This is a genomic window from Thermincola ferriacetica, from assembly GCF_001263415.1.
In the GTDB taxonomy this organism is placed as follows: domain Bacteria; phylum Bacillota; class Thermincolia; order Thermincolales; family Thermincolaceae; genus Thermincola; species Thermincola ferriacetica.
Genome location: NZ_LGTE01000008.1, coordinates 89,754 through 106,581, shown reverse-complemented (window position 1 = coordinate 106,581; position 16,828 = coordinate 89,754). Strand labels below are relative to the sequence as shown.

General features: G+C 46.5%; 16 protein-coding genes and 1 riboswitch. All 16 genes read right to left on the bottom strand.

The annotated features are described in order from the left end of the window. Positions 1 to 345 precede the first annotated feature (345 nt). The 16 genes from fdhF to thiL all read right to left on the bottom strand — a co-directional run bounded on the left by fdhF (position 346) and on the right by thiL (position 16,774). Positions 346 to 3,030, bottom strand: coding sequence for a formate dehydrogenase subunit alpha (gene fdhF / locus Tfer_RS15985; RefSeq protein WP_152909001.1), 2,685 nt, complete (start codon positions 3,028 to 3,030; stop codon positions 346 to 348). Between the two features lie 52 nt (positions 3,031 to 3,082). Beyond that, complete coding sequence (locus Tfer_RS07270; protein WP_152909000.1) at positions 3,083 to 4,015, bottom strand: NADH-quinone oxidoreductase subunit G; 933 nt, start codon at positions 4,013 to 4,015, stop codon at positions 3,083 to 3,085. 45 nt (positions 4,016 to 4,060) lie between these two features. Beyond that, positions 4,061 to 5,920, bottom strand: coding sequence for an NADH-quinone oxidoreductase subunit NuoF (nuoF, locus tag Tfer_RS07265; RefSeq protein WP_052217649.1), 1,860 nt, complete (start codon positions 5,918 to 5,920; stop codon positions 4,061 to 4,063). Between the two features lie 14 nt (positions 5,921 to 5,934). Next, positions 5,935 to 6,411 (bottom strand): NADH-quinone oxidoreductase subunit NuoE, encoded by a 477-nt coding sequence (gene nuoE / locus Tfer_RS07260; RefSeq protein ID WP_052217647.1) that lies wholly within the window; start codon positions 6,409 to 6,411, stop codon positions 5,935 to 5,937. A gap of 26 nt (positions 6,412 to 6,437) precedes the next feature. Continuing rightward, on the bottom strand, positions 6,438 to 7,010 hold the full coding sequence (locus Tfer_RS07255; RefSeq protein ID WP_083436838.1) for a 5-formyltetrahydrofolate cyclo-ligase: 573 nt from the start codon (positions 7,008 to 7,010) through the stop codon (positions 6,438 to 6,440). Between the two features lie 328 nt (positions 7,011 to 7,338). Then, a complete protein-coding gene (locus tag Tfer_RS07250; protein WP_013119626.1) occupies positions 7,339 to 7,632 on the bottom strand; it encodes a hypothetical protein in 294 nt (97 codons plus the stop codon). A gap of 69 nt (positions 7,633 to 7,701) precedes the next feature. Next, positions 7,702 to 7,800: riboswitch (cyclic di-GMP riboswitch) on the bottom strand. A 192-nt stretch (positions 7,801 to 7,992) separates the two neighbouring features. Beyond that, positions 7,993 to 8,457, bottom strand: a complete 465-nt coding sequence (locus Tfer_RS07245) for a hypothetical protein (RefSeq protein ID WP_052217645.1) — start codon at positions 8,455 to 8,457, stop codon at positions 7,993 to 7,995. 132 nt (positions 8,458 to 8,589) lie between these two features. Further along, entirely contained in the window at positions 8,590 to 9,021 is a 432-nt protein-coding gene (locus tag Tfer_RS07240; RefSeq protein WP_013119624.1) for an ACT domain-containing protein, read from the bottom strand. Between the two features lie 78 nt (positions 9,022 to 9,099). Continuing rightward, the gene (locus Tfer_RS07235; RefSeq protein WP_052217666.1) at positions 9,100 to 10,371 is read right to left on the bottom strand and encodes a phenylacetate--CoA ligase family protein; all 1,272 of its coding nucleotides are present in this window, start codon (positions 10,369 to 10,371) and stop codon (positions 9,100 to 9,102) included. Between the two features lie 170 nt (positions 10,372 to 10,541). After that, positions 10,542 to 11,885: a DUF512 domain-containing protein gene (locus Tfer_RS07230; protein ID WP_052217643.1), complete on the bottom strand. Its 1,344-nt coding sequence runs from the start codon at positions 11,883 to 11,885 to the stop codon at positions 10,542 to 10,544. Beyond that, on the bottom strand, positions 11,869 to 12,624 hold the full coding sequence (lgt, locus tag Tfer_RS07225) for a prolipoprotein diacylglyceryl transferase (protein WP_013119621.1): 756 nt from the start codon (positions 12,622 to 12,624) through the stop codon (positions 11,869 to 11,871). Before lgt ends, Tfer_RS07230 begins: the two co-directional genes overlap by 17 nt. A gap of 402 nt (positions 12,625 to 13,026) precedes the next feature. Next, positions 13,027 to 14,043, bottom strand: coding sequence for a tRNA (adenosine(37)-N6)-threonylcarbamoyltransferase complex transferase subunit TsaD (tsaD, locus tag Tfer_RS07215; protein WP_052217640.1), 1,017 nt, complete (start codon positions 14,041 to 14,043; stop codon positions 13,027 to 13,029). 53 nt (positions 14,044 to 14,096) lie between these two features. Next, the gene (gene rimI / locus Tfer_RS07210; protein WP_052217638.1) at positions 14,097 to 14,549 is read right to left on the bottom strand and encodes a ribosomal protein S18-alanine N-acetyltransferase; all 453 of its coding nucleotides are present in this window, start codon (positions 14,547 to 14,549) and stop codon (positions 14,097 to 14,099) included. Then, the gene (gene tsaB / locus Tfer_RS07205) at positions 14,509 to 15,258 is read right to left on the bottom strand and encodes a tRNA (adenosine(37)-N6)-threonylcarbamoyltransferase complex dimerization subunit type 1 TsaB (protein ID WP_083436836.1); all 750 of its coding nucleotides are present in this window, start codon (positions 15,256 to 15,258) and stop codon (positions 14,509 to 14,511) included. Before tsaB ends, rimI begins: the two co-directional genes overlap by 41 nt. Next, positions 15,246 to 15,716 (bottom strand): tRNA (adenosine(37)-N6)-threonylcarbamoyltransferase complex ATPase subunit type 1 TsaE, encoded by a 471-nt coding sequence (gene tsaE / locus Tfer_RS07200; RefSeq protein ID WP_013119616.1) that lies wholly within the window; start codon positions 15,714 to 15,716, stop codon positions 15,246 to 15,248. Before tsaE ends, tsaB begins: the two co-directional genes overlap by 13 nt. Before the next feature lie 47 nt (positions 15,717 to 15,763). After that, the gene (gene thiL, locus Tfer_RS07195) at positions 15,764 to 16,774 is read right to left on the bottom strand and encodes a thiamine-phosphate kinase (RefSeq protein WP_052217636.1); all 1,011 of its coding nucleotides are present in this window, start codon (positions 16,772 to 16,774) and stop codon (positions 15,764 to 15,766) included. Between the last annotated feature and the right edge of the window lie 54 nt (positions 16,775 to 16,828).

The window sequence follows — 16,828 nt, the reverse complement described above, 5'->3', positions numbered from 1 at the left end:
ATTCCCGCAAAACCGCAGCCGGGCAGGCAGGGAGTTCCCTCATGTTCGAAGATGGCGAAGGCCGCCGGGAAGTCCGGCACTCAACGCATGTTGAGTGACCGGACGGGAGGCGGCCTAACTTATTAGAAATGCAATATGAGCCATCGAGTTCGGGAACGCTGCCTGCCTGGCAGCGGTTTTGCAGCATCAAGCTCCCTGGTAGCGGAGAACCCCTCCCACCCCTCTTTAGCTGGGAAGGTGCTGCCCCGGAGCAACGGCTGTTTCACCGGTGCAGCGGCTACAACCGTACTAATTTGACTTTGTCTACAATCTGAGGGCTGCCTAAAAGGCAGCCCTCCCCTTTTACTAACTTACCTTTTCCACTTTCACAGCAGCCACCTTTAACTCAGGTATCTTACAAACAGGGTCTTTGGCCGTATTGGTCAGGAAATTAACTGCCGCTTCGGAGAAATGAAAACTGGTAAAGACCATGCCGGGCGGCACTCTGTCGGTTACATCAGCCTTCAGCAGGATTTCTCCCCGCCGGGAGCTTACCTTAACCATATCCCCTTCCTGGATACCCAGTTTCCTGGCATCGGCCGGGTTAATTTCCAGGAACTCTTCGCTGTAAATAGTGTTCAGGCCTTTTGCCCGGCGGGTCATGGTACCGGTATGGTAATGGTATAACCGTCGGCCGGTGTTTAATACGAAAGGATATTCAGCATCGGGAAGTTCTGCCGGTGGTTTAAAGTCTACTCCGGTAAACTTGCCTAAGCCACGGGAGAATTTACCCTCATGCAGGTATCTGGTACCGGGATGTTCTTTAGTGGGACATGGCCACTGCAAACTTCCCCGCTCCAGCCGTTCGTAAGAAATACCGGCATACTGCGGCGTAACAGAGGCAATTTCATCAAAAATCTCCGATGCGCTGCTGTAATGGTGCGGGTATCCCATCCGGGTGAGGATTTCAGCAATAACTTCCCAATCCGCTTTGCCAGGGATAGGATCAATAGCTTTACGAACCCGCTGTACACGGCGTTCGGTATTAGTGAAAGTACCGTCCTTCTCCGCAAAGCTGGCGCCGGGCAGAACCACATCAGCAAGCATAGCGGTTTCAGTGAGGAAAAGGTCCTGCACAACTAAAAACTCCAAATGTTCAAGAGCTTCTTTGACGTGGTTGATATCAGGATCGCTGAGCATCGGGTTTTCACCGAGAATGTACAACCCTTTCAGGTCCCCACGGTGAGCTGCATCCAGCATCTCGCCCACTGTCAGCCCTACTTTGTTTGACTGCTGCACTCCCCAGGCTTTGGAGAATTTCTCCACCACAGCCGCGTCCGTAACAGGTTGATATCCGGGGAATACGTTGGGCAGGCCTCCCATATCACAAGCACCCTGCACGTTATTTTGGCCCCTTAACGGGTTAACGCCGCTACTGGGTTTTCCAATCTGGCCCGTTAACATGGCCAGGTTAGCTATGGCCAGTACGTTGTTGGTTCCCGTTATATGTTGGGTAATGCCCATCGTATAGAATATAGCCGCGTTTTTAGCCCTGGCAAAACCGCGGGCAATTTCCCGGATAGTTTCCGCCGGAATACCGATAATACCGGCATAGTTTTCCGGAGTAAAGTTAGCCACAGCTTCCTTGAGTTCCTCAAAGCCTTCAGTCCTGTTGGCAACAAACTCCTTGTCATATAAGCCTTCCTCAATAATGACATTGCACATGGCATTAAGCAGAGGAATATTGGCGCCCGGTTTTAACGGAATATAATAGGAAGCCAGTTCCGCCATTTCCGTTTTTCTCGGATCAGCTACCACCAGAGTGGCGCCCCTGCGGACTGCCTTTTTCATTTCAATGGCAATGATCGGGTGGGTTTCCGTGGTATTGGAACCCAATACAAACAGGAAATCACAGTCTTTAATCTCTCCAATAGAGTTGGTCATTGCTCCACTACCGAATGCAGTTGCCAGACCGGCAACAGTAGCAGAGTGTCAGAGGCGGGCGCAGTGGTCAATATTGTTGGTCCCGAAACCGACCCGCGCCAGTTTGTTGACCAGGTAGTTCTCCTCATTTGTACAGCGGGCGGAAGTCAATGCACCCAGTGCATCGCTGCCGTGTTTTTCTTTCAGTTCATTAAACCTGGCCGCAACGTAACTGAGCGCTTCATCCCAACTGACCTCTACAAAGTCGCCTTCTTTTTTGATTAAAGGTTTGGTTAACCGGTCAGGGCTATGGACAAAGTCATAGCCAAACCTTCCTTTTACGCAAAGGTGACGGCCATTAACCTCACTGGTTGGGTTGGAAGTCACACCAATGACTTTACCGTCTTTTACGTTCAAATCGAAGTTACAGCCGCACCCGCAATATGGGCAGGTAGTCTTGACCTTCTTAACTTCCCAGGAACGGCCCAAACCCTGCATATTCTTTTCCGTGAGGGCCCCTACGGGACAAACGGCAACACAACTGCCACAGGAAACGCACTCTGAATCGCCCATGCCTTCATTAAAGGCGGGGCCGACCTTGGTATTAAAACCGCGGTACATGAAATCCAATACGTGCCTGCCCTGAATTTCGTCGCAAACGCGTACGCATTTGCCGCAGAGAATACATTTATTGGTGTCCCGGAGGATAACAGCGCTGGAATCATCGACAGGATCGTTGTGCCGTTCTCCTTCAAAGCTGGACTTTCTAATGCCGTAATAATATGCATAGTCGGCCAGTTTGCAGTTACCAAACTTCTGGCAGGTCATACAATCTTCCGGATGGTTGGCCAACATCAGATCAAGAATGGTTTTCCGTGCCTCTACCACAGCGGGTGAAGCGGTATGAACAACCATTCCTTCAGCCACTGCCGTAACACAGGAAGCAGGAAGATTGCGCCAGCCCTCGATTTCCACCACACAAATCCGGCAAGCGCCCGGCTGTGAAAGCTCAGGGTCATGGCAAAAGGTAGGTATAAAAGCGCCAATCTTTTCCGCCGCTTCCAGAACCGTTGTCCCTGCCGGTACGGTAACCTGCTGGCCGTCTATAGTAAGAGTTATCTCGGCCACTAACTCTCCCTCCTTTAACATTGGCATGGTTATCATGAGAGTAAGGAGTATCCTATTTGGTCAAAGCATTGATCTTTTCCAGAAGCTGAGCAATCCCCAATGCTTCCTCCCAGGAAACTTCGGTAAATTCGCCATCCTTCTTGATTAATGGCTTTTCCGGGCAATCGGGGTTATACAAGAGATTCACGCCCAGGCGTCCTTTGAGACACAAAGGCCGGCCGGCAGCAGCATTGGCTGCTGTAACCCCTACAACTTTCCCGTTTTTATAGTTTACATCAAATGCACATCCCGCTGCACAGAATGTACAGGTAACTTGTTTCTTCTCTAATTCCCAGGTCCGGCCCTTTCCCATCATGGTTTTGTCAACGATGGCGCCAACAGGGCATACAGCTACGCAGCGGTTACAGTATACACATTCCGAATCCTTTAAATCAGTGTCCAGAAAGGTGGCAATTTTGGTATTAAAGCCACGGTAGGCAAAATTTATCACACTGCGTTCCTGTACAGCGTTACAGGCAGCCACACATTTGCCACACAGGATACACTTGTTGAGATCCCTGTAAATATAAGGGTTGGAATCATCAGGCCGGTATGCGTGTTTTTCTCCTGCAAATGCTGTACCTGTTACCCCATACCGGTATGCGTAATCCTGCAGTTTGCAGTTGCCCGATTTTTCGCAGGTCATGCAATCCAGGGGGTGGTTAGCGACTAGCAGCTCCAATATGGTTTTCCTGGCTTCCACCACGGCCGGTGATTCAGTATGCACCACCATACCATCAGCCACTGCAGTTACACAGGAAGCAGGCAGGTTGCGCCACCCTTCGATTTCCACCACGCAAATTCGGCATGCTCCCGGCGCCGTTAAATCCTTTTCATAGCAAAAGGTTGGGATAAAAGCGCCGATTTTTTCGGCAGCTTCCAGCACAGTGGTTCCGGCCGGAACAGTAACCTGGCGGCCGTTTATGGTCAAGGTTACATTTGACAACTTATTCACCTCTCTTTACGGCAAAACTGGAGGTATGTTCAACGCTTAACCCTTAATAATCGCGTCAAACTTACACTTCTCTATACAACTGCCGCACTTAATACACTTGCCCGCATCAATTTCATGGGCTTCTTTCTTCTCCCCGGAAATAGCGCCCACGGGGCAAACCTTCTTACAAGCGCCGCAGCCTTTACATTTATCGGGATCAATTTTATATTCCAGTAATGCGGTACAAACCCCGGCGGTACACTTCTTGTTATGGATATGGTCTTCGTATTCGTTACGGAAATAGCGGAGAGTAGCCAGCACAGGGTTGGGCGCTGATTGTCCCAAACCACAAAGGGCTGTCGATTTAATTACATTGCTTAAGCGTTCAAGGGTATCTATATCTTCCGGTTTACCCTTTCCGTCACATATACGGTTCAATATCTCCAGCATCCGCTTAGTACCTTCACGGCAGGGCGTGCACTTACCACAGGATTCCTTCTGGGTAAAGTTCAGGAAGAATCTCGCCACGTCAACCATACAGGTAGTCTCATCCATAACAACCAGGCCACCGGAACCCATCATAGCCCCAAGGGCAGTTAATGAGTCATAATCCACCGGTGTATCCAGGTATTCTTCAGGAATACATCCGCCCGACGGACCGCCGATCTGCACAGCTTTAAACTTCTTGTTGTTTTGAATGCCACCGGCGATATCGAAAATGATTTCCCTGATGGTAATTCCAATCGGCACTTCGGCCAGACCGGTTCTGTTTACTTTACCGGTCAGGGCAAAGACCTTAGAGCCTTTGCTCTTTTCCGTACCCATGCCGGCAAACCAATCAGCGCCTTTGCGGATAATACCGGGAATGTTGGCATAGGTTTCTACGTTGTTGTTATTAGTTGGCTTATTCCACAAACCGGACTGGGCAGGGAACGGAGGCCGTACCCTGGGCATGCCGCGCTTGCCTTCAATAGAATTGATTAAAGCTGTTTCTTCACCGCATACGAAGGCGCCGGCGCCAGCCTTAATCCTCAGCTTGAAATTAAAGCCGGACCCCAGGATGTTTTCACCTAACAGCCCTGCTTTCTCAGCCTGGGCAATGGCATTTTCCAGCCGCTTAATAGCCAGTGGGTACTCAGCCCGTACGTAAATATAGCCTTCATCAGCACCAATGGCATAACCGCAAATAGCCATTCCTTCAAGCACAGCATGCGGGTCTCCTTCAAGAACACTGCGGTCCATAAAAGCACCCGGGTCTCCCTCATCAGCGTTACAAATAACGTATTTTTTATCTCCCGGTGATTTGTAAGCAAACTCCCACTTTAAACCGGTGGGGAAACCGCCGCCGCCGCGACCCCTCAGCCCTGATTTTTTAACCTCTTCAATTACCTGGGTCTGGCTCATGCTGGAAAGAACTTTTTCCAGCGCTTCGTATCCGCCATAAGCAATATACTCCTCTATACTGTCGGGATTGATAATGCCACAGTTGGCTATGGCCGTTTTTACCTGTTTTTTATAGAAAGGCATTTCGTTTAATATAGGAATCTCAGGTAGGACGGTTTTCCCTTCCTTGGGATCCTGGGCCACCGCCAAGTCACTGACAACTTTTCCGTTTAAAGCATGCTCTTCCAGGATTTTTAATGCTGTTTCCCCATTAACATTACCATAAATAACCCTTGGCATATCCGGTCTATGCACTTCCATAATCGGTTCTACATAGCATAAACCGATACAACCACTGTAAACCAGTTCTATGTCAAGGTTTTTGTTTTTAACTGCGTTTTCCAAAGCCTGCCATACTTTATCTCCTCCGGCAGCTATACCACATGTACCCATACCTACCACGATAACAGTTTTCTTGGCCTTTTCAACCAATCTGTTTTGATATTCTTTTCTCTTTTCTGCTAAGGAAATCATGTAACCCCCCCCTTCTATTCATATTGGGCCAATATATCGGGTATTTGGTCCGGTGTCAACCGACCGTGTGTATCATCGTTTACCATGATGACGGGAGCCAAGCCACAAGCTCCTATACAGGCTACGGATTCAATGGTAAAGCGCAGGTCCTCCGTAGTTTCGCCATCCTTAATACCTAACTCCTGCTGTACGCGTTCAAAAATTTTGGCGCCCCCACGTACATGGCAGGCAGTTCCCAAACAAACGCGTATAATATTGCGCCCCCGCGGACTCAAATGGAACTGGGCATAGAAAGTACATACACCAAATATTTCGCTGAGCGGAATTTTCAGTTCTCTGGAAATTTGTTGCAGGGCTTCCTTGGGCAGGTACCCGTAAATGTCCTGAGTCTGCTGAAGTACAGGGATCAGAGCACCTTTTTGCCCTTTATACTTAGCCAACAAAGCTTCTAATGCTTCCTGCTTAGGATCCTTCTTTTCACAGCAGCACATTCTGTTTCCCTCCTTCCGTTTTTTCTTTAATTAAAACATTTGATAACCCGTTCTTCTGTGATTACATAATGAACAGGTTGATCGTGCTCTTCCGGATAGACATTATCCCTCATTTGCAATTCAAAAGCCAAAGCAATATGCGTGGCGTCGGGTTTGGTTCTCGGGAGGAACCTGTCATAAAAACCTCCCCCATAGCCCATCCGGTTCCCCCTAGTATCAAATGAAACCCCTGGAACAATGACAACGTCAATTTCCGAAGGGTCTACGGGACGAATACATTCTTTTTGGGGTTCCAAAATCCCCCAAGTGCCGTTTGTCAAATCACCGGGAAAATCCTTTATTTCCGAAGGAATTAAGGTAGAAGTTTCACGTACAGTTATCGGCACAACAACTCGTTTCCCCCGGGCTAAAGCCCGTTTAATCAGGTCTCCCGTCTGCACCTCATTCCGAAAGTCTATATAAAACATGATTAACTCTGCTTCCCTGTACTCAGGCAAATCCTCGAGTCTTTTAGCAATTTTCTGACTTTTCCTGGTGACTTCTTCATTCGACATGGCCATCCTGTCAGCGATAATCTTCTTTCTTAATTCGCGTTTCAAAGATAATTCTCCTCCTGTAAAATTCTGATTTTTTCAACTTTTCCTAGCGTTTATTTTTCATTTCCCTAGACAAGTCCGGCACTTCTAAATCATAACTATGCCTGTCTACCTCACTTTATACCTAACATTCGACATATTCTAGGGCCGTTCAAAATTATCCTGCTAAGCAAATAGCTATTAAATAAAATCTTACTATTAAATTAATTAACAATCTTTATATAAAAAACTTGCATTGCGGAGAAAGCCCCGCCATCGAAAAAATTAAGGGGAGGTTAAATCCGGAAAACATTTAGCCTCCCCGACTTTATGAGAATAATTAAGGTCCAACTCAAAGGATCTTCCAAAGAGCCGTCCCGGCTACGATCCCGCCAAGAACAGGCAGCAGGTCATTGAAAGCAGTGGCCGAATCAGGAAATAAAATCAGGAAATAAAAACCGGTAATTGCAAAGATGAGCAATTCGTTCCCCGAAATGATCACAACAACCAGAGTAATTACAAAAGCAGCAACGATGACTCCCAGCCATGGTGGATAAAAAATATTTTCCGCCGAGTAAAAATACCACCAGGCAAAGGTTCCCAAGACACATGCCACTCCATGCCTTATTAGGAATGATACAGTCATCGGTTCACCTCCCCAAAAAAAGCCTGTCTCCGGCACCGGAAGACAGGCATACTGACGCTCATATCCTTCTTCGGCAGCCCGACTGTCATAGAGTAGTGGACCGGCCACTAATTCCTTAGACCCGCAGCTTTGCGTCCCCGCCTTTCGACAGGTTTGCCTTTTTCGAAAAAATCTTCAACTTAATTTTGATATTTTTTAATGATATTCGACAGCTTACAGTAATTCCCTCTCTACCATATCCGTTCCCCCCGAAAATGATGCTCCTGTCCCAGTCTGACCGGGACCGGGACTTTCGGCCTATAGCAATAAAAAAAGTCCTATTCCATAGGACTCCAAGTTAATCATCTCACTTCCTGAAGGCTAAAAGTTGACTAACACAGCTCTTGCTTGCCTGTCTTTGGTTAAAATCATGCCAACAATGTCCCCGACCTTTATTTCCCCCAAAGTAACATCGCTCTCCTTATTTTGGATGATCGCATCTTTGGCAACCGCTACATTAGGTGTAATGCTGACACTGTTGTCATCCATATGCTGGTCAATGGTCAAAATGCGTTTCTCCACGTCAACGGCTTTTACTTCACCTTCTACAAAGATTTCTCCCTGTTCGGGGTCGGTTTCGGGAATTTTTGATTTTTTCCTCTCCTGTTTTACCTCTTTTATTTCCTGTGATGGGTCTGTAGTTTGTTTCTCTCCGCCTTTGGGAGGAAAATTCGCCTGCACCGGAGGCTGAGGACTTGTCTTTTCTTGAAAGGCTTTAAAACCAAGGAAACCAGCCAGGAGAACAACGATTCCAACCATAATCCACATTGGCGCGTTTTTTTTCAAAACCGCTTCCCCCCTTGGTTTTCTTTTAAATCTATGCATATAATAACATAAAAGTGCAGAATTTACAACGAAAATAGTACTGCGCTCATGAAAAACGGGCCATATAGGCCCATTTTACTTGATTTTTAACCATTATAGTTTATAAACATCTTCACCCTTGAGAACATTAATAGCGTTCTCCCCTAATACTTTGATAGCTTCATCAATCTGCTCAACCCTGAACACCACAAGCGCGGCATCGGAAGATTTTTCCAGAAAAGCGTAAAGATATTCAATATTTATGCCACGGGCATCCAATATTTTCAACACAGCAGCCAAACCGCCGGGATGATCCTGAACTTCTACAGCAATTACTTCCGTAGCGCTGACTGTAAAACCGGCCTTCTTAAGACAAGCATAAGCCTCATCAGGTTTGTTCACAATCAGGCGAAGAATTCCAAAATCGGATGTGTCAGCAATGGATAGCGCTCTTATATTGATGTTGTTCCGCCCCAATATTTCAGTCACATTCGCCAATCTACCGGACTTGTTTTCCAGGAACACCGAAATTTGCTTAACTTTCATATAAATCCCTCCTTACAAAGATATTTTGGCCGGGTTTAATTAAAAACTCTCTTAACCAAAGCTGAATCCCTTTGTTGATTATAACTCCCTTTTATCCACTATGCGTTTTGCCTTACCTTCGCTTCTAGGAATGGTTCTGGGCTCAACCAGCTTAATCTTGGCGGAAATTCCCAAGACGCTCTGAATTTCGTTGCGCAGTTTGCGCTCCAATTCTTCCAGTCGTCTAATTTCATCGGAGAACATCTTATCAGATACCTCAACCCAGATTTCCAGGTCATCCATTGCTCCTTTACGGTCTACAACCAGCTGGTAATGGGGCTCTGTCTCGCCAATAGCCAACAACACACTTTCAATTTGCGACGGAAATACGTTGACACCGCGGATGATAAGCATATCATCGGTTCTGCCTGCTACCCTCTCCATGCGAACAAAAGTCCGACCGCAGTCACATTTTTCTTCAATTAATACCGAAATGTCTCTGGTCCTGTACCTGATAACAGGAAAGGCTTCCTTAAGCAAAGAAGTAAATACAAGTTCACCTTTCTGTCCGTATGGGAGCGGCTCCAAAGTCTCGGGATCCACCACCTCGGCAATAAAGTAATCTTCATTGATATGCATCCCGTTTTTGCACTGGCATTCCATAGAAACGCCGGGCCCAATTACTTCGCTCAGTCCATATATGTTATAAGCATCAATCCCCATCTTGTTTTCCAGTTCCTTGCGCATGTTATCGGACCAGGGTTCCGCGCCAAAGACCCCGATCCGCAGCTGACTGGCCGGTAAATCAATACCCATATGGACAGCCTCTTCAGCTAAATAGAGAGCATAAGAAGGCGTACAAGCCAAAACTGTCGTGCCGAAATCCTGCATGAGCATTAACTGCCGCTTGGTATTCCCACCGGAAATGGGGACAACTGTAGCCCCCAGTCTTTCAGCCCCATAATGACAGCCAAGACCGCCGGTAAATAATCCATAGCCGTAAGCAATTTGCACCGTATCATCTTTTGTAGCTCCCGCCATGGCAAAACAACGGGCCATCAGGTCTGCCCAGTTATTAATGTCATTTTGGGTATAACCTACCACTATCGGCTTACCGGTAGTTCCGGAAGAAGCGTGTACCCGTACCAGTTCGGATTTAGGTACCGCAAACAGATCAAATGGATAATTATCCCTTAAGTCCTGTTTAACAGTAAAAGGTAATTTGCTTAAATCATCCACACTTTTGATATCGCCGGGTTCCAAACCTATTTCCCGAAAAGCCTTTTGGTAAAAAGGCACGTTGTCGTAAACACGCCGAACAGTTTCCTGCAAACGTATACCCTGTAGTTCCCGAATACCTTCTCTTGACATGGTTTCAATCTCCGGGTGTAACACTCGTCTCAACTCTCCTTTACAACAAAATTTTATCAACAATTTAATGAATAATTTTAAAAATAAAATTTAGTTTTATTTCAACATACTAAGCAATTATCCTGCTCCAAATAAGAAAATATTCTTAATGTAATACATTTTTTTCATTTTTAAACTAATTCCAATTTTATGGGACAGTTCCGGGCCAGGTCCATATAATGGCAGCCTCGTAAGTCCCGGCCCCATACATCGAAGGCAACAGCAGGAAGGAAAACAGCGTCGTATTGACCGGCCAACCCTTTTTCTTCCTTCAGCGCCTGTATAAAATCTTCCAAAACAAGCAGTCCCGCCGCTTTAATGGTTCCCCCCAAGTATCGGTTGGGTGTTTCCCTGATAACGAATTCCGTCTCCTGTTGCAAAGCCTGTATCCCTTTTTCCATCACCTTTTTCCCAAGAGACGAAACCAGAAGCAAAACCTTTTTATATCCTTTCCGCCGGCTCCTGTGCACCAATTCCTGCAGTAATGCCTGGTCCACATCATAACTCATTAAAACCCCCGGAGCCTCGCCCGGTTTCTTCACAAGGCAGGTACTAAAACTCCAGTTATTCCTTTGCAGGATCAGAGTTACTTTGCCGCCGCTTTCCTTAATGCGGTGAAAAGCGTCTACCCGAGAAATAACCGGACTGCCATTGACAGAAATTATCCGGTCGCCTATCCGTAAACCCGCTTTTTCAGCGGGAGAACCTGGAAAAATCCCTTCTACCTGAGCACAGAGATCTTCCAATATAGGGGGTTCATAGGAAATAGGCATCTTAAATTCAGTTCTCAGTTTATTAATGAAACTATGCACTTCTTCCCAAAGGGATTCCTTAAAGTTTGCTTTTTCTTTTCCCCATCGGGTATACCCAGGCAAAAATACCCGTGTTGATAAGGCACCCGTTTCAGCCAATGCCGCAATTGTATCCCGTAAATCATCCCACCCCGTCAGGTGTGGAACAGCCACCACACTTCCGTGAAAAGTCACCCGCGCCTGCCGCAACCGAGCAAGATTTGCCACCACCCGCTGTTCGGAACTATCTCTCATGAGCAACCAACGTTTTTCGTGAGAAACGCTGTTTAGGGAAATGTTTAGTTCCACATTACCGGCATTTTCTAAAACTGCAAGTACCTCGTCTGTTAATAAGATGCCGTTTGTCGTTATCTGGACAGGCGTTTCCGGGAACCTGCTTCTAATGAGCCTTATTACCGATTTAAAATAGGGGTGAGTCAGGGGCTCACCCTCATTTAAACGGGTCACCGACTCCCCGATCACTATTTTTTGGGTCGGATCTATAAATTCAAGCAACTCTGCAAGTTTCTCCAAACTCAAAGGGGGCATGTTATAAGTTTCCAAATCGGGTGGATTCTGTGGATTACTGCAAAAAACGCATCTGACATTGCAGACAGAAGTAAGCGGAAGTATATTGGCCGCATTTACTGAATGCAGCAAAAGCCGGTCAATGGCGGGTTTCATTTACGTTCACCCGCGCTTTACGGTAATAGAAAATTCCGGCAATCAATATGACGAAGGCGCTGATAAGCTGGGAGACAGTTATTGGACCCCAAATAAGCAGGTTTTCCCGAAAAGCCTCGACTATGATCCGTTCAATTCCGTAAATAATTAGGAAAAGAAGAAACATCTGACCGTCGAAGGTTTTTCTTTTTTTAAACCAGAGCAAAAACAGGAACATACCCATCCCAAAAGCCGAAGAATACAGTTGAGTAGGGTAGCGGTACAGATTATCGAGGTGGGGAAAAATAACTCCCCATATTGAATTAGTCGGCTTTCCATAACAACATCCGTTTAAAAAACAGCCAATGCGCACTATACCGTAACCCAGAGCCAAAGCCGGAGTCACCACATCAGCCAGTTGCCAAAAAGGCAGCTTTTTTTTCCGAATATACCAAATTCCCGTCAAAAACCCTCCGGCCAAAGCGCCATAGTAGACAAGACCTCCGCGCCAGAGGAAAAATACTTCTAACGGATGGGACAAATAATACGAGGGGTCATAAACAAATACATAAAACAGCCTGCCCCCTATCAGCCCGCCTACAACCAGGTAAATAACCAAATCAATGATTGTATCGGCTGATATGTTGTACTCCTTCGCCCACCTTATCGTCAGATAGGTTCCGATCAATACCGCTATACTTAACATCAACCCCCAGGAATAAATGGAAAAGGCCCCTAACTTGAATAATATCGGACGCAAGTTTGTTTGACTCCCTTCAGTAAATAATAAATATAATGTTATGTTGATAAAAATGGGTTTACTTAGCAATTCATATCAAATACAGTTGGTATTTAATACCTTATCCTTGTCGTTTTAAAGAGTACTCTATCGAATTTATAAACAAAATCAGATTTTTTGAACAAATCCACAATTTCCACAGGGTTATCCACATACTTTAGGGGCTTTTTTGGCTGTTTCAACCGGTTATCCACAAAACCCACAGCTTTTGTTAAAAAATTGGTAAAAATTTTTTGCACATAACAAAACCTTTACATATCAAGTTATTAACAGTGTTATCCACATTATCCACAGGATAATGTCATCCACAAAACAGGTGTTCTAAAAAAGGCTCGTCTTTTAAACTGTCGGAAATTTCTATATTTAATAGGTTTCCCGGCCCAATTTTAGACCCGGTACGGCATTTAATGTCAGTGGCGCTATCTGTTGTCGCAAAAGCTTATAATATCCTGCACATCCTATCATAGCTGCGTTATCGGTACACAATTCGACCGGTGGCTGGAAAAAACTAATGCCCTGTTCCTGGAGTCTTTTTTTCAGCCCTTCGCGCAACTGCTTATTAGCTGCCACCCCACCGGCCATAACGACTGTTTTTACACCCAGCTCGCGGGCCGCCATGACCGTTTTGTCAATAAGTACATCGGTTACTGCCCGCTGAAAACTGGCAGCCAGGTCGGCTTTGTTTATCTTTTCGCCTTTTTGGGCAGCCCTGTTTAAGTAGTTTAATACCGACGATTTCAGGCCGCTGAAGCTGAAATCATAGTTTTCCAGGTAAGCGCGCGGAAATTCCACGGCAGCCGGGTTCCCCGCCGCTGCCAACTTATCTATCAGGGGACCGCCAGGATAACCCAACCCCAAAGCCCGGGCCACTTTATCAAAGGCTTCCCCGGCAGCATCGTCCCGTGTTCTTCCAATTACCTCATAAACACCGTGGTCTTTTAGCAAAACCAACTCTGTATGCCCACCGGATACTACCAGGCATAAAAAGGGAAAAGATAAGCCGGGTTCCACCAGGAAATTGGCATAAATATGTCCTTCAATGTGATTGACACCAATCAACGGAACATTTAAAGCATAAGCCACAGCCTTCGCCGCTGTTACGCCCACTAGGAGCGCCCCTACCAGACCGGGGCCATAAGTAACGGCCACTGCATCAATATCCCGAAAAGTAATACCGGCTTTTTCCAGTGCCCCGGCGATAACTCCGTTTATAATTTCCACATGTTTGCGAGATGCAATTTCCGGTACAACCCCGCCAAATTTTTGATGTACAGGTATTTGTGAAGAAATGATATTGGACAATACAATATTTCCGTTCTTTAATACGGCAGCCGAAGTTTCATCACAAGATGTCTCCAGGGCCAGTATGATTTTCTCCATGCCTTTTCACCTTAACCGAGACAGATTCTTTTCCGAACAACTACGCCAGAAAGTTAAACCTCTTTCAGATTATCTTTCCACATGATAATGGCGTCTTCTTTAGTATCTGTATAATAACCTGGGCGCAGGCCGCAAGACACAAAACCCACTTTTTCATAAAGCTTGATGGCTCCATGATTAGAAAGACGGACTTCCAGGGTCATTCTCCGGCAACCCCGGTAGAGGGCCTCGTTACACATTTCCTTAAGCATTTCCCGGGCAATACCCTGGCGGCGGTAATCGGGATGTACGGCCAAAGTAGTAATATGAGCCTCATCCACTATAACCCACATGCCGCAATAACCGATAACTTTATTACCATCCAGGGCCACTATGTAACAGGCAAATTCATTGTTCATTATTTCATGGGTGAAAGCCGCCTTCGTCCATGGCGTGGGAAAAGATACCCTTTCAATAGCCAATACTTCATCCAAGTGAGCGCAAGTCATGGCAGCAAGCCTTTTCATTCTCTGCTTCCCCTCTTCTTTTCTCCCAGGTGATTTCCGCCTCAGAACGCCTGAGATACACCGGATTTATTTCCGTTAAGCCCTTGATTTCACCACGGCGGAATTCCTCAGCGCCTAAAAGGGCAACGGCCCCGGCCCTCGTATAAAGGTTCAATTGATTGGCTTGAACGGCCCGCCCGCCCAGTATAGCTTGTATCTTTTCAAAATATACGGGCACACCGTCACCCAAAAAAATAACGGAACCTTCTGTGCCGTTAAGTTTCTCCACAAGGTTTTCTATGCTCATGGCTCTCGCTTCTTCAATAATATGCAATTTCCCGCCGGAACAGCGATAAATGCATGTATATACTTCCTGCTTGCGGGCATCCAAAATCGGGCAAATAAGCCCTTCAAAATGCAAAACATTTGCGGCCAAAACTTGTAATGTGGATACCCCGGTAACAGGAATTTGCAGCACTTGAGCCAGTGTTTTTGCAAAAGCCATCCCTATTCTCAACCCCGTAAAAGACCCCGGACCGCCTGTAACAGCAATTCCCCCAAGTTCATGCACTGTAATCCCGGCATCTGCGATTACCTGGTCCACCATGGGCAATAAGACCTGGGAATGGGTGAGTTTGTTGTGAATAAACCGTTCGGATATGATCCGGCCGTCTTTAACAATAGCCGCCCCAGCCACTTTTGTGGCTGTATCGATTCCTAACACATACATCCAGTTTTCAACTCCTGCATCAGGTTGCTATACCTTTCGCCTCTGGCCCGAAAAGTTAACTTGCGCCGATATTCGTCCGCCGTTTCCTTCTCTATAGCAATTTCCAGATAAGCCTCCGGCAGCAATTCTTTTATTTTCGAAGGCCATTCTATTAAGGTAACCCCGGACCCATAAAAATACTCTTCGAGCCCCAGTTCGTACCCTTCGTCGGGGTCTTCCAGACGGTATGCGTCAATATGGTAAAACGGCAGCCTGCCGGTATATTCATTAATCAAAGTAAAGGTAGGACTGGTAACATGTTCCTCAATACCCAATCCCCGGGCAAAACCCTGGGCAAAATGGGTTTTGCCTGCTCCCAAATCCCCCTGCAGGCAGATAACATCGCCGGGACGTACATGCCGGCTTAATGCTTCCGCTATTTTATATGTCTCTTCAGGACTTTTGCTAAAGATAACCACCCGAAAACACCTTTCTGTTCGCCATATTTGTATTATGGACCAAAAACTTATTCTGTAAAATGGTTATAACCCCGGGGAGATATTTGCATTTCTCCCCCAGGACCGCCCCTCATCAGATATCCTTTTTCTTTCTCTGTAACATGGCCAATCCTGTATAACGAAAAACCACACTTTGCAAATAAACGCTCCACTTTTTCCAAAGCTCTGGGTTTTACAGTAAAAACCAGTTCAAAATCTTCGCCCCCATAGAGGGCCCAATGAACAGGGTCTGTCCCGCAGCTCTTGGCTACCTCCTTGGTGGCATCTGCAATGGGTATTAAATCGTAGTCTATCACAAAACCGGTATTGCTGGCCTGGGATATCTCATGCAGCTCACTGGCCAACCCATCACTGATGTCGTTCATAGAGGTGGCCAGACCTTCGCTACTAAGAAGCAAGCCCTCTTTTACCCTGGCTTGGGGCTCCAGGTGGAAAGAAAGGGCCTCCCGCCGGGCTTCCTCCGGACATTCCAAATCCCTGTTCAGCAGTAGCTGCAACCCCGCAGCCGAACCTCCCAGAGGACCTGTTACACATATTATGTCGCCGGGAGCAGCCCCGGACCGGTATATCACTTTTCCCTCATCGGCCTCGCCCACCAGAGTTACATTAATAACCAATAAGGGAGGGCATTTCACCGTGTCTCCTCCAACTATATTCAATTCGTATGTACGGGCAGCTTTCCTCATGCCCCGGTAAATCTCTTCAACGGCCTCCAATTCCAACTGTGGAGGAATCCCTATGGATACAGTGGCACAAGCAGGAATCCCCCCCATAGCCGCAATATCACTGACATTGACCACAACTGCCTTCCAGCCAATCTGTTCATAAGACGCAAAGTGCCCGGAAAAATGAATTCCTTCTACCAGCATATCAGTGGTCATCAGCAGCCATTTACCCTCGCCGGGGCGGAAAACCGCCGTATCATCGCCGATACCCATGATCAATCCCTGACGCCGGAATTCCAGATTAGAACTAATCCGTTTAATAAGACCGAATTCTCCAATTTCAGCAATTTTCATATGAAATCTCCCATAAAATCAATTCTTAACCTATTATACCCTGTACTGGCTTAA